Origin of the sequence: Nonomuraea sp. NPDC000554 (assembly GCF_040300065.1) — a bacterium.
Taxonomy (GTDB): Bacteria; Actinomycetota; Actinomycetes; order Streptosporangiales; family Streptosporangiaceae; genus Nonomuraea.
On the sequence record NZ_JBEPDC010000001.1, the window covers coordinates 521,404 to 534,625 of the forward strand.

The following is a 13,222-nucleotide window of genomic DNA, read 5'->3' on the forward strand; positions in this document are numbered from 1 at the left end:
GTTTTCCTGTATTTCCTATGAGCTTAATGGGAAAGCGGGCGCCGGTCGTGGCGCCCGCTCCCTCCCCGGTGTCAGCCGACGATCTTGGCGGTGGCCGTCTGGCCGCCGCGCACGGGGACGACGGCCATCGTGTACCGGACCCCGTCGATCACCTTGGGGAGCCCGGCGACGCGGTGGCCGTTGACCTCCAGCCAGCGGTGCTCACCCAGGAAGCGCGCCTCCCAGAAGCGCGGCCCGTCCGACCCGTTGGTGAACGTCGTGGACGTCTGCCCGTCGTGCCGGACGCTCACCGTCCCGTTGCCGACGGGCACGTCGTCCACCTGCAGCCAGCCGATGTCGGCGGGCAGCCGCGACAGCGTGGCCACGGTGCGCCTGGGCGCGTCGGGCTGGATGCCCATCAGCCCCTCGACCGTCTGGCTGACCAGCGTGAACGACACCTCCGGGTAGTCGCCGTTGAGCCCCTGGCGGCTGCTGACGTGCTTGCTCTCGCGCTGGTCGTAGACGTACTGCATCCACTTCCAGGCGGTCTCGTTCCTGTTGTGCCTGAAGAAGGTGTCGGGCAGGTACGTGATCGCCTCGATGTTGCCCGGCTTCCCGGCGCCGCTCGCCTCGGCGTCGATGAAGTCGAGGTAGGCGTCGTTGCGCGGGCCCGCGTCGATGATCCCCTTCATCGGCATGAACCAGCTGTTCTCCTTGCCGAAGCCGGTGAGCGGGGTGCCGTCGACCGTGTAGGCGCGGACGAACTCGCCGGTGCCCGGCTTGACGCTCCAGGTGTCGTTGAAGTAGCGCTTCAGGTCTCGCGCCTTCTTGGCGGCCGCGAGCGACGCCTTGACGTCGCGCTTGTCGAAGGCGAGGTCGGCGAGCGCCCGGTACGCCTGGTACTGCGCGCCGATCGCGTCGCCGGCCTCCGCCAGCGGCTCGTCGCCGGACTCGTTGTAGCTGGCGGCCCCCTGGAAGATGCCCTTGCCGGTGCCTTCGGCCACTCCGTTGGCGCGCCGGCCGTCGTGCAGGGTGACGAACTCGCCGGTGGCGTGCCGGTAGTAGTCCCAGAACACCGGGTCGTCCACGTAGGAGCGGTCGCCGCTCCAGCGGTAGGCCTCGTTGGCCTTCTCCACCAGCTCGAACGTGGCCGGCACCTCGCGGACGAAGTTCGTCGGCGACCGGTAGTCGATGTCCAGGTAGGTCTTGGCGTCGAAGTTCAGCGCCCACACGGGGTAGAACTTGTGCTCCTCGGTCGCGGAGGCGGCGAAGGAGCGCAGCATGTTCTTGTTCTCGTTCGCCAGCCCCAGGATGTGCGCGCCCGCGAGCTGGTGGGCGAAGTCGCGCGAGTAGTAGCCGCTGCGGTGGGCGTACCCGGCCCAGTACGACGGGGCGTAGGTTCCCTCGCCGGTGCCGCCGGGCTGGCGCTCGTCCACGTTGAGCGGGCCGGGCGCGCCGTCCTGGTGGACCCAGCTGCCCGCCTTGGCCTTCGACCACTCGAACAGCTCGACGACCTTGGGGTTGGACGAGGTCACGCGGGGATTGGCGGTGGCCCCCGGCGAGATCATCACGTCGTCGGCGTTGACCCAGCCGGACCCGGAGCCGAACACGATCTCCAGCCGGTCGCCCTCGGCCAGTTCCACGTTGGAGATCGTGTACCTGCTGTAGGTGGAGCGCGCGGGCAGCGTGACGGTTCCGGCGTCGGCGCCGTTGCGCCGGACGGCGAACGTGCCGCCGGGGCCGCCCGTCGCGATCCAGGCCGAGATCGTGTAGCGGCCGGCCGCCGGGGATGTGATGGCCTGGCTCACGCTCCTGCCGGGGCCCGCGTCGAGGTAGATGAGCTTGGCGCCGCCGTGGGGCTTGTTCGTGGCGACGCCGGTGCCGTCGGTGAACGTCCAGCCCTCGGCGTCCTTCTCGAAGCCGGGGTTCACCACGACCAGCGGACCACCGCCGGCCGCGGCGTGCGCGGGCGTGAGCGCGGCGGCGGCGAGCAGCGAGGAGCCCAGCAGGACGGTTAACACTCTCATGTGATTCTCCCGATGATCGGATGACTGGGGGGTGAAGGAGAGGATGAGAAAGGGGGATCGCGAACGTCTAGCGGGGGTCGCGCGGAAGCGCCGTGGAGCCGCGCACCACAAGCTCGGGGCTGAACAGCAGCTCGCCCTTCGGGACCTCGCGGTTGCTCACCAGGGCGATGATGGTGCGGGCCACCTCCTTGGCCAGCCGGTCGATCGGCTGCCGGACGGTGGTCAGCGGCGGGTCGACGAACTCCATGATCATCGACCCGTCGTGCCCCACGATCGAGACGTCGCCGGGGACGGTCAGCCCCTGCCTGCGCACCGCCCTGACGGCCCCGAGCGCCATGTAGTCGCTGGCCGCCACGACCGCGGTCACGCCGCGCCTGAGCAGCTCGGCCGTCGCCGACTGCCCGCCCTCGATCGCGTAGTGCTGCCTGACCACCAGCGCCTCGGGGTCGTCGACCCCGCGACGCCGGAGCGCGGCGATGAACCCCTCGACCCGCCTGTCGGCGGGCCGGTTCCCCGCCGGCCCTGAGGCCAGCCCGATCCGGCGGTGCCCGAGAGTCCACAGGTGGTCGACGGCCAGCTCGGCTGACAGGTAGTCGTCGGTGGAGAAGACGGGCGCGTCGTACCCGTCGAAGCCGCCGTTGACGCCGATGAACGGGATGCGCCGGGCGGCCAGCACGTTGTACGTCTCGGGGTCGGCGTTCTCGATCGTGTTGCTGGCCGACAGGAACACCACCCCGGCCACCCCGTGGTCGGCCAGCGCCGTGACGAACTCGCGCTCCTGGATCCCTCCCGGCATCGCCGGGCAGACGACCCCCTTGAGCCCGTGCGGGGCCAGCGCGGCCTCGATCAGCTCGGCGACGTCCGCGAAGAACGGGTTGGACAGCCACGGCGTGATCACCGCGACGATCTGCCCACGGGTGCTGCGCTCGTAGCCCAGCTCGGCCATGGCGCGCTCCACGGCCTCGCGGGTCTTCGCGGACACCCCGGCGCGGCGGTTGATGACGCGGCTGACGGTGGCCTCGCTCACCTCAGCCCTCGCCGCGACCTCGGTGATGCCGATCCTCACACTCTCACCTCCAGCACCGCCAGCCCGGAGGGCGGGACGTCCAGCGAGCACAGGCCCGGCCGCAACGTCCCGGCCGTCGGCACGATCATAGAGCCGTCCGCGGCCCGGGTTTCCGAGACGGAGAGACCGTCGCGGGCGACGTCCAGCACGAGCCTGCCGGACGAGGTGCCGTTCACCACGGTGACCTTACGGAACGCCCCGACGGTGACCACCCGGTCGCTCGTCACGCTGATCACGCACTCGTCGCCCAGGGCCGCGCTGACCACCGGGTACAGCTCGTCGGGGCGGCCTGGCTCGACCTCCCCGTCAAGGAGCAGCGGCCGCAGCTCCTGCCAGCGCCGCAGCCAGAACGCGACCGTCCGCCGGTGCTCGTCAGGAAGCTCGCCGAGCCTGGCCGAGATCTGGGGGACGGCGTGCAGCGCGCCGATGAGCTGCCGCGCGGCGGCGTGCGCGGGGGCGGACGGGTCCCACATGAGCATGTCGGCGTGGACGACGCCGCGGATGGCGAGCAGCCCGACGTCGATGGTGCGCACCCGGTTGGCGACGGCGTCGGCGGGGCAGTCGTCGGCCCGCAGCATGGAGCCGAAGGGCGCCATGCCCGGCCCGACGTACGGCTGCCGCAGCTCGATCAGCGCTCCCGGCCGCACCGCCTCGACCGCCGCGACCAGGTCCGACAGCATGAGCAGCATGGCGGTTCCCACGTCCGGGACGTCACAGCCGGGCCCCGGCCGCCCCGCGTAGACCATCGTCTGGTCCAGGAAGTCGATCTTCAAGCCGTCGAGCCCGTAGTCGGCGACCAGCCGCGCGCACAGGTCGACGACGTGCGCGCGCACCTCCGGCCTGCGCGGGTCGAGCACCTGCGCGCCCGGCGCCCAGCCCGGCTGCGGCGCGTACTGCGACAGCTCCGCGTAGCACCGGGCCTCGGGCCCGAGCAGCAGCGGAGCCACCCAGGCCAGGTACTTCAGCCCGTATCCCTGTACCCGAGCGACATGCCCCGCGAAATCCGGAAATTTCGTCGTATCGGGTTGCCAATCCCCCAGGCCCTGGTAGCCCCGCCCGTTGCCCAGCTCCTGCCACCCGTCGTCCAGGATGATCACGCCGCAGCCCAGCTCCGCCGCCAGCCGCGCCTCCTCGGCGACGGCCGCGTCCTCGACCGCCTGGCTGAACCCGTACCAGGTCGAGTAGACCGGCAGCCGCGCCCCCTCCGGCGCCCCCGCCTGGCCCTCCCCCAGCCCGCGGCGCAGCACCCGCATCGCGGCGGCGACGCTCGGCGAGCGGCGTGCGAACGCGATCCGGTACGGCGAGCGCCCAGCCGGCACGTGCAGGTGCACCACGAAGGTCTTGTTCTCCTCCGAGACGCCGAACCGCATCGTGGTCTCCGGCACCGGGTCGAGCGCGGCGAACGCCAGCATGGACGCCCCGGCGTTGTCGTACAGGCACCCCGCGACGGCCCCCTGCACCAGCGAGACCCGCGCCTGCCCGGCCCAGTCGGCGACGACCGTCCGCTCCCAGCCCGCGTCGGGATGCCAGAACCCCACCGCGTCGCCGAGCGGAACCGACAGCCTGATCTCCAGGTCGTCGTCGGCGCGCACCTCCAGCACCTCCGTGCCGTCCGACGTGCTGTCTGACGTGCCGTCCGACTGGGGCTCCAGGGACCACCGGGCAGGCGCGCCCTTCGTCAGGACGGCCAGCCGTACGTCGTCGAGCAGGTGCTCGGTGGGCGCGGGCGCGAGCCCGGCGGTAGTGACGCTCACTCTTTTACAGCTCCCGCGAGAAGTCCGGATACGAAGTGTCGTTGTAGCAGCAGGAAGAGGATCGCCATCGGGATCGCGGCGACGGCCGTACCCGCCAGGATCTGGCCGTAGTCGGTCTCGGTGGCGCCCTGTAGGGACGCGATGGCCAGCGGGATCGTGTAGGCGTCCCGCGTGCGCAGCGCGATGAGCGGCCAGACGAAGTCGTTCCACTGGTAGAGGAAGAGGTAGATGCCCAGCGCGGCGAGCGCGGGCCGCATCGGCGGCAGCACCACCCGGACGAACAGCCGCAGCTCGCCGCAGCCGTCGACGCGTCCGGCCGACAGCAGCTCGGTGGGCAGCGCCGACATCGACTGCCGCATGAGGAAGATGCCGAACGGCAGCGCCAGGTTGGGCAGGATGATCGCCTGGTAGGTGTTCAGCCAGTCGAGCGCCAGCATCATCTTGAACAGCGGCACCAGCGTCACCTGGCTGGGGATGATCAGGCCGAGCATCAGCAGGCCGAACAGGAGCTCCTTGCCGCGGAAGTCGTACTTGGCGAAGCCGTACCCGGCCATCGTGCAGACCAGCCCGGCGAGGACGGTGTAGATCGTGGCGATCAGCACCGAATTGAGGACGACTCTGCTGAAGCCGATGGAGGACTCCAGGTTGGCCAGGTTCTCCAGGAGGTGGGCGCCCGGCAGCAGCGGCGGCGGGTTGCCGAACACCTCGGCCGTGCTGTGCGTGCTGGCGACGACCAGCCAGTAGAAGGGCGCCAGCACCAGGGTGACGGTGATCAGCAGCGACGAGGTGAGCATCACACGGCGGGTCACGGGCGCTCTCCCAGGAAGCGGAACTGGATGACGCCGAGGATCCCGATGATCACGGCGAGCGCGTAGGCGATGGCCGAGGCGTAACCGAAGTCGAGGAACCTGAAGCCGTTGTTGTACAGGTACACGCCGACGGTCATGGTGCTGTTGTCGGGCCCGCCGTTGGTCATCACGTACGGCTCGTCGAACAGCTGGAGCGTGCCGATCGTGGACATCACCACCGTGAGCAGGATGACCGGGCGCAGCCCCGGCAGCGTGACGTGCCTGAAGCGGCTCCAGGCGCCGGCCCCGTCGACACTGGCGGCGTCGTAGTGGTCCTTGGGCAGCGACTGCAGCCTGGACAGGAAGATCACCGCGTTGTAGCCGGTGTAGTGCCAGGTCAGCGCCAGCCCGATGGAGATGCGGGCCCACAGCGCGTCGGTCAGCCACGGGATCGCCGGGACGCCGAACAGCCCGATGACCCAGTTGACCAGCCCTGACTGCGGGCTGAGCAGCACCGCGAAGAGCAGGCCGTACGCCACCAGGCCGGTGATCATCGGCATGAAGAAGCCGAGCCTGATGAAGCCCTTGAACCTCAGCAGCGAGGAGTTGAGCGCCACCGCCAGGCCGATCGCCAGCGCCAGCATGATCGGCACCTGGACCAGCAGGATGATGCCGGTGTTCTGCAGCGACTTCCAGAACAGCGGGTCGGCGGCCAGCCGCTGGTAGTTGGCGGCCCCCGCGAAGGTCTGGAGCGCGCCGTCGGTCCTGAACAGGCTGAGCCAGAAGGACCAGGCGATCGGATACAGCTTGAAGATCGCGAACAGGGCGATCGCGGGCAGCACGAACAGGTACGGCGCGAGCCGCATGCCCTGCCGCCTGTCCCGCGCCCTGGTCGCCGGCCTCGCCGTCACCCGTTCGGAGAGCGCGGTCATCGCAGGACCTTGCGCCCGGTCTGCTGGGCGATGAGGTCGGCGGCCTCCTTGAGCACGGCGGCCGGGTCGGCGCCCTTGAGCAGCACCTTGCCCTGGGCGTCGTCGACGGCCTTCAGCGCGCGCGGGTAGTCGGCCGAGTAGTTGGTCACGTACGACGGCTGCTCGAGCGCGTTGAGGAAGATCTCACCCTTCTTCTGCCCGCTGAAGAACGCCGACGGCTCGTGGAAGACCGGGTCGTCGTAGGCGGCCATCAGCGCGGGCGCGATGCCCTTCCCCTTGTAGATCTTCACCTGGTTCTCGGGACGGGTGAGGACGAACTCGGCGAAGGCGAAGGCCGCCTCCCTGTGCTTGCTGGTGCCCGCCACGGCCAGGTGGGTGGAGTTGACGGTGGCCGAGACCTTGCCGCCCGCCGTCACGGCCGGGGGCAGCCGCACCTTCCACTTGCCCTTCTGGTCCGGGGCGGTCTCCTCGATGATGCCGCCGAACCAGGTCGGCATCGCCTGGACCGCGACGCTGCCCTTCTTGATCGAGCTCATCATCGTGTTCCAGCCGCCCGCCAGGTCCGCGACGAGTCCGGCGTCGTTGAGCTTCTTGATGATCGTCAGAGCGGTGACGGCCTGGGGCGTGTCGAGCGTGACGTTGCCCTGCATGTCGAAGTAGAAGCTGTCCTGCAGTTGCAGCAGCATCTGGAAGAGGCCGGCGGAGTCGGCCTGCGTGGCGGGCTTGTTGATGCCGAGGAGCTGGACCCCGGTCTTCTCCTTGAGCTTGATCCCGGCCTCGATGACCTCGTCCCAGGTCTGGAGCGCGTCCACGTCCACGCCGGCCTTCTCGAACAGGTCGGCGCGGTAGTAGAAGCCGGCCGAGTTGGCCTCCCAGGGCAGGGCGTAGACCTTGCCGCTGCGGCTGACCGTCTCCCACATGCCCTGGGCGAACTTGGCCTTGTGCTGGTCGGCGCCGAGCGGCACCAGGTCGGCCAGCCCGTCGGGGAACTTCTCGATGTAGGCGGGCAGGTAGTCGACACCGATGTGCAGGACGTCGCCGAGCCCCTGGCCACCGGCGGCCATACCGGACGTGATCTTGTCCCAGATGGCGGGGTTACCGATGTCCTGGACGTCCACCTTGATCCCGGGGAACTGCTTCTGGAAGTCCGGGACGAGGGCCTTCATCATCGCGGCCGGGCCCTGCCAGCTCCACACCGTGATGTCGCCGGTGGCGGCCGTGCCGGTGGGTCCGACGGTGGCGGGAGCCGAGGCGGCGCCTCCGCCGCCGCACGCGGTGAGCGCCGCACCTCCCGCGGCCAGAGCACTGAGCTGGAGGAATCGGCGGCGGTCGAGGTTGGCCATGGTCGGTCTCCCGGGGGGCGCAGAGATGGGCCTGATGCGCCGAGACGTTACATCCAGGTTTCTCGGACTTGCAAGAGTCGAACGAAAGCTTTCAGTCCAAGCGACGACAATCGACCGCAAGCCATTGACACACGCCCGTAGCGCCGCTGAAATATGGGAAACCAACATAGATCCGCAGAAATCCGGAGGATTTGCGTTGGAACGTGTGCGAACCAGGCGACCGCCCTGATCGCGTTACCTCTGGCCTCCAGTCACTGATGCCGAGAGGTCATGGCATCGGGATCCCGGTGTCGGCGCCGATGCAGACGAACCCCGCCGAGGCGGCCAGGGCCTCGTCGGTGGCCGACTGCTGGACCCGCGCCAGGGCGGCCGCGGCCGAATGGCCGGCGGCGAGCAGCCGGTGCAGGGCGATCATCAGCGCGGTGGTCTCGGCGTCGGGGACGGGGATGACGGACGCGACGATGGTCCTGGAGCCGTGCGCGAGGAAGGTGGCGCTGAGCCCGAGCAGCTCGTCGCCGGCCCGCACGATCGGCCGTCCGCTGTCGCAGGCGGCCAGCACGACCAGCCGCGGGGCGCGCCGCAGCCGTTCCAGGTCGTAGATGGTCAGCGGGCCGTCGGCCAGGTGCAGGGCGGAGAAGAGCGGGTTCGTGGCGTGCAGCCGCCCGTGCGCGGCCAGATGCGCGAGGCGGGCGCCGTCGAGCCCCGCCAGCACCGCCTCGGCCGTCGCCTGCCCGCCGACCAGCGCCCCGGCCGCGTGGATGCCCGCCACCGCCTCCGCCTCCACCCGCGCCCCCGGCAGCCCCGGCCCGGCGACGCACAGCACGTGCCCGTCCCCGGCCGCTGCCCCCGCCCCGGTCTCCGGGGACACGGCCGCGTGCCAGAGCGTCGCGGACGGGGACACGGTGACCGGACGGCCCGCGCACGACGGCAGGAGCGACCACGGCAGCGCCTGCAACGGCCCGGTGGGGATCACCACGAGGGGACGGTCGGCGAGGCGGCGGGAGAGCGGGCGCAGCAGCAGGTCGTCCAGGTGCTCGACGGCGTGGCCGAGCATCTCCGCCGCCGCCTTCCTGCTCGCGTTGCTCGTGCGGCCCGCCAGCCGGCGCAGGGCGAAGGGGACGCGGTCGATGAGGTCGCGGACCGGCGCGGCGGGCCCGAGGTGGTCCAGCCAGAGGCGGCCCCCGTCGACGGTGACCGCGTGCAGCTCCCCGTCCAGCAGGACGAACTCGACCAGGACGGCGTCCCCCGCCGCCTCGGCCAGCCGCCCGGCCGGGACGGGCCGCGCGGGCAGGCCGGGACGGGCGGCCGGCTGGCGGCGACGGTGGTCACGGATCTCCCGCTCGAGGGCGAGCTGGTGCTGGTCGAGCAGCGTGGTGGGCTGCCCCGCGCGCCGCCGGTCGTGGATCTCGTCCACGACCATCCGCAGCTCGCTCAGCCGCTTGGCGAGGTCGGGGTCGTCGGACGGGTAGACGGGCGGCATCAGCAGATGGCTCGCCCGCCCCTCCTCCGCCCAGGCGAGGACGGCGGCGGGGCGGCGGGCGCTCAGGGCCGTCCGCAGCCCGAGTTCGGCCAGTTCCACCCGGTACTGCGCGCTGTGCGCCCGTAGATCGGTCGCCCCCAGCGTGGCCCGGTGCTCGTCCAGGACGCGCAACCCGGCCCGCGCCGCCGTCGCCATCCCCCGCCGGTTGCCGGTGGACGAGCGCAGCAGCGCGGCGGCGTACCAGGCGCGGGCCCGCAGCAGGGCCGGCCCGCGGAAACGGGCCGCGGCGGCCCGGCCTAGCTGGCCGCGGGCCCGCTCGGCCACCCCCCGCTCCATGGCGAGCCGGGCGGCGAGGATCTGCGCCTCCAGCGCCGCACCCGGCCAGCCCGCCTCGCCCAGCTCCCGCGCCGCCCGCTCCAGCGTCGCCACACCCGGCGGCCTCGCCCCCCTCGATCCGGCCAGGGCGACCCGGGCGCGCAGGACGGCGAAGCGGGCCAGGGCCGCCCAGTCGGGGCGGCCCTGCCTGGTGAACTCGGCGACGGCCCGCCTGGCCTCCTGCTCCGCTTCGAGGTGGGCGCCGTCCAGGCCGGACGTGCGGGCGAGGAGGAGGCGCACCTCGGGCAGGCCGATCGTGCGCCGGCCGCTCTGGAGCTCCTCGACGGCCTCCTGGGCGGCGTGCCGGGCCTCCGTGACCAGGCCGACCGACAGCAGCAGCTCGCTGCGGTCGGTGAGGAGCCAGCCGAGCTGGTGCGTGCCCAGCGCGCGGAAGCGCTGCTCGGCGCTGTCGAGGTAGGCGAGCGCGGCCGGGATGTCGCCCCGCACGGCGCTCACCCAGCCCAGGTTCATCCGGACGATGGCGAGCGACAGGTCCAGGTCGAGCGCGGTGCAGAGCTCCTCCGCCTCGCGCAGGTCGGCCTCGGCGGCGGCGAACTCGTGGCGGTAGCCGTGCACGATGCCCCGGTTCGACAGCACCCGTTGCAGCCACAGGTGGTCCCTGGCCCGGCGCAGGGCGGGGACGGCGATCCGGTATCCGGCGAGGGCGTGGTCGCGGCGTCCGAGATGGTTGAAGACGGCGGCGCGCTGGGCTTCGGCGCGCGCCCGCGCGACGCCGTGCAGGGCGGGCAGGGCGCCGTCGATCTCTGTCAGCGCCTGCTGCGGCTTACCGCGCAGGCTGATCACGAACGCCAGCCTGATCCTGGCCTCGGCGGCCAGTTCCGGTGAGCCGGCCCGCTGGCCCAGGCGGATGGCGGCGCGCAGGTGCCGGGTGGCGGTGGCCAGGTCGCGCAGGTGCGTGGCGGCCACACCCATGGCGCGCTCGGCCACGGACCCGAGCGCGGCGTCGCCTCCGGCCCTGGCCCGCTCGGCGGCCTCGGCCGCGTCGCGCATCAGCCGGGCCGGATCGGCTTCGGCCAGGCGCAGCAGCTCCTCGGCTTGATCCGTCGTCACCACACGAAGTCTGGCGGACATTTTTCCGCCTGTGATGTATCAAGCGGGCGACAACCCTTCTCTCTAGCTCTAGGCACCATTCCGCTCACGGCGGCAGGAGGCATTGGATGCGGGAAGACCCGACGGTCATCGCCCTGGTCACACGGGCCGGCAAGGGCGATGAGGCGGCGTGGAACGAGTTGCTCGATCGGTACCTGCCCTTGATGTGGTCGATCTGCAACCGGTACCGGGTGGGCCGGCCCGACGCCGACGACGTGGTGCAGACGGTCTGCCTGCGGCTCGTCGAGCAGCTCGCGGTGCTGCGCACCCCTTCGGCGCTGCCGGGCTGGATCGCCGTGACGACCCAGCGGGAGTGCTTCCGGGTGCTCCGCTCGGCGCGTAGACGGGAGCTCGCGGAGTCGCCGCTGGGCGGCGACCTGGCGGGCGACGGCTCGGAGGTGATCGAGCGGGAGCTGGAGCGCGCGGAGTTCCAGGCGGCGATGCGCGCCGCCTTCGCCCAGCTGCCGCCGATGTGCCGGGATCTGCTGACGACGCTGATGGGCGACCCTCGGCCTTCGTACGCGGAGATCAGCCAACAGCTGAGCATGCCGGTCGGCGGCATCGGCCCGAGCCGGGCCCGTTGCCTGGCCAAGCTTCGCCGAAGCCCCTATCTGACCGCTTACCTGGGCCTTGACGAGGAGGGCGAGGGCAATGCCTGAAGGACGTTGGAGCGACGAGGAACTGCTGGCCGAGCTGGCGGCGGCACTGAGAGCCGAGGAGACGGTGCCGCCGGAGGTCGTTCACGCGGCGCAGGCCGCGTTCCTCGCCCGCGACCTCGACGACGAACTGGCCCGGCTCGCCTACGACTCCGAGGTCGACGGCCTGGCGGCGCTCACCCGCGCCGAGTCGGCCTCGCTGCGGGCGCTCACCTTCGTCTGCCCGGCGCTGACGATCGAGCTGGAAGTCACCGATGACGCCCTGGTCGGCCAGGTGGTGCCCGGCCAGGCTGTGGACATCCAGGTGCGTGTCCTGTCGAGCCAGGACACCACCGTCCACGCGGACGAGATCGGCGGGTTCTCCATCCGTCCGATCCCCGGCCACCCGTTCTACCTGCAGTGCCGCACAGCCGACGGGACAAGCGTGTCCACGAGCTGGATCACCCTGTGACCAACGAAGAGGAGCAGTTCATGCCGATCCATCGCACGAGCACCGGCACCTACCGCCTCGACGAGATCGTCGTCGACGCGCAGCACGACCAGCTCGTGCTCGACAGGCTGAAGAGCGTCACCGCCGGCCACGACACCGACCCGGTGCTCGGGCTGACCCGGCTCCAGCTCGTCGACCTCGGCCAGTTCCCCCTCAGGCCCGACCTGCAGACCCGGCTGACCGGGGAGCCGAGCGTCCTCGACAGGGTGCTGTTCCAGCTCCGCGAGGAGTTCAGGGAGGAGCACCACGGCTGGACCCCCACGATGGCGAAGGTCCGCATGTACGCCGAGGGCACCCCGTACACGGGCGGCGGCGCGGGCGACCCCGAGCGGCTCGCGCCGGGCGAGCGGGTGGAGATCCCGGCCCGCGCGTCCACCAGGGGCCGCCGCGTGCGGGTCGGGATTCTCGACTGCGCGCTCTACCGCCACCCGCAGCTCGACAAGCGGTACCTGACCGACTCCGCCGCCTTCGAGCAGCCCGCCGACCCGCCCCCGGCGACCCTGGGCCACGCCGTCTACCTGAGCGGCATCGTGCTCCAGCGCGCCCCGGGCGTGGAGCTGGTGGTGAGGCAGGCGCTCGACGGCTCCAACCAGGTCGACTCCTGGACCCTGGCCAGGACGATGGCCGAGTTCAGCCACGACGTGGACATCCTGCTCACCTCGCTGGGCGGCGCGACCTGGGACGACCAGCCGCCGTTCGTGCTGGAGCGGGCCGAGTCGCGGCTCGGCTGCCTGCACGTGGCGAGCGCGGGCAACTGGGGCAGCGTCACGCGGGCGGCGTCGTACCCGAGCCCCACCAGGGAGAGCACGATCTTCCCCGCCGCGCTGCCGGGCGTGATCGCCGTGGGCGCGCTCGACGAGACGGGTGAGCGGGCGGCGTACTCGCAGTCGGGGCCGTGGGTCGACCTGATGGCCCCCGGCCGCCACGACGGCCTCTTCCTGGAGCACGCCAGGCTGCTGCGCCGCGACGAGACGGGCGTCCTGCGTCCCGGCGACCCTGTCGGCTTCGACGGCGTCACCAGGTGGGAGGGCACGTCGGCGGCGGCGGCGTACGTCGCGGGCGGCATCGCGGCGGTCGCGCTGGAGCGGGGCGTGACCATCCAGGAGGCGGCGGAGGCGCTCCTGTCGGGCGACCCTTACCTGGCCCGCGACGTGCCCGCGGTCGCCGGCGTCCGCCCCTACGCCCCCGAGAGGGACGGCTACCGGTAACGGCGACGGGCCTG

At 71.8% G+C, this 13,222-nt stretch carries 10 protein-coding genes; 3 read left to right on the forward strand and 7 right to left on the reverse strand.

The genetic code is table 11. The features are described from left to right. Positions 1-71 precede the first annotated feature (71 nt). From ABT294_RS02675 to ABT294_RS02705, 7 genes are all read right to left on the reverse strand, one after another. A complete protein-coding gene (locus tag ABT294_RS02675) occupies positions 72-2,006 on the reverse strand; it encodes a carbohydrate-binding protein (RefSeq protein ID WP_350803039.1) in 1,935 nt (644 codons plus the stop codon). A 67-nt stretch (positions 2,007-2,073) separates the two neighbouring features. Beyond that, positions 2,074-3,072, reverse strand: coding sequence for a LacI family DNA-binding transcriptional regulator (locus ABT294_RS02680; protein WP_350803040.1), 999 nt, complete (start codon positions 3,070-3,072; stop codon positions 2,074-2,076). After that, positions 3,069-4,826 carry a glycoside hydrolase family 36 protein gene (locus tag ABT294_RS02685; protein WP_350803041.1) on the reverse strand — a complete coding sequence of 586 codons (1,758 nt, stop codon included), beginning with the start codon at positions 4,824-4,826 and terminating at the stop codon, positions 3,069-3,071. Before ABT294_RS02685 ends, ABT294_RS02680 begins: the two co-directional genes overlap by 4 nt. Next, the gene (locus ABT294_RS02690) at positions 4,823-5,635 is read right to left on the reverse strand and encodes a carbohydrate ABC transporter permease (protein ID WP_350803042.1); all 813 of its coding nucleotides are present in this window, start codon (positions 5,633-5,635) and stop codon (positions 4,823-4,825) included. Before ABT294_RS02690 ends, ABT294_RS02685 begins: the two co-directional genes overlap by 4 nt. Beyond that, the gene (locus tag ABT294_RS02695; protein ID WP_350803043.1) at positions 5,632-6,546 is read right to left on the reverse strand and encodes a carbohydrate ABC transporter permease; all 915 of its coding nucleotides are present in this window, start codon (positions 6,544-6,546) and stop codon (positions 5,632-5,634) included. Before ABT294_RS02695 ends, ABT294_RS02690 begins: the two co-directional genes overlap by 4 nt. Next, on the reverse strand, positions 6,543-7,889 hold the full coding sequence (locus ABT294_RS02700; RefSeq protein ID WP_350803044.1) for an ABC transporter substrate-binding protein: 1,347 nt from the start codon (positions 7,887-7,889) through the stop codon (positions 6,543-6,545). The genes ABT294_RS02695 and ABT294_RS02700 overlap by 4 nt, the downstream gene beginning before the upstream one ends. 268 nt (positions 7,890-8,157) lie before the next feature. Next, on the reverse strand, positions 8,158-10,815 hold the full coding sequence (locus ABT294_RS02705) for a CHAT domain-containing protein (RefSeq protein WP_350803045.1): 2,658 nt from the start codon (positions 10,813-10,815) through the stop codon (positions 8,158-8,160). Positions 10,816-10,922: 107 nt separating this feature from the next. Here ABT294_RS02705 and ABT294_RS02710 point away from each other — a divergent pair, with 107 nt between their 5' ends. The 3 genes from ABT294_RS02710 to ABT294_RS02720 are packed head-to-tail and all read left to right on the forward strand — an operon-like array spanning position 10,923 to position 13,208. Beyond that, a complete protein-coding gene (locus tag ABT294_RS02710) occupies positions 10,923-11,513 on the forward strand; it encodes an RNA polymerase sigma factor (protein WP_350803046.1) in 591 nt (196 codons plus the stop codon). Further along, on the forward strand, positions 11,506-11,961 hold the full coding sequence (locus tag ABT294_RS02715; RefSeq protein ID WP_350803047.1) for a hypothetical protein: 456 nt from the start codon (positions 11,506-11,508) through the stop codon (positions 11,959-11,961). The genes ABT294_RS02710 and ABT294_RS02715 overlap by 8 nt, the downstream gene beginning before the upstream one ends. Next, positions 11,958-13,208, forward strand: a complete 1,251-nt coding sequence (locus ABT294_RS02720; protein ID WP_350803048.1) for a S8 family peptidase — start codon at positions 11,958-11,960, stop codon at positions 13,206-13,208. The genes ABT294_RS02715 and ABT294_RS02720 overlap by 4 nt, the downstream gene beginning before the upstream one ends. The last annotated feature ends 14 nt before the right edge of the window (positions 13,209-13,222 follow it).

Excerpts from the sequence above, each read along its gene's own strand:
- ABT294_RS02715 (WP_350803047.1), top strand. The coding sequence starts at position 11,506 with ATGCCTGAAGGACGTTGGAGCGACGAGGAACTGCTGGCCGAGCTGGCG.
- ABT294_RS02675 (WP_350803039.1), bottom strand. The coding sequence starts at position 2,006 with ATGAGAGTGTTAACCGTCCTGCTGGGCTCCTCGCTGCTCGCCGCCGCC.
- ABT294_RS02700 (WP_350803044.1), bottom strand. The coding sequence starts at position 7,889 with ATGGCCAACCTCGACCGCCGCCGATTCCTCCAGCTCAGTGCTCTGGCC.
- ABT294_RS02710 (WP_350803046.1), top strand. The coding sequence starts at position 10,923 with ATGCGGGAAGACCCGACGGTCATCGCCCTGGTCACACGGGCCGGCAAG.
- ABT294_RS02695 (WP_350803043.1), bottom strand. The coding sequence starts at position 6,546 with ATGACCGCGCTCTCCGAACGGGTGACGGCGAGGCCGGCGACCAGGGCG.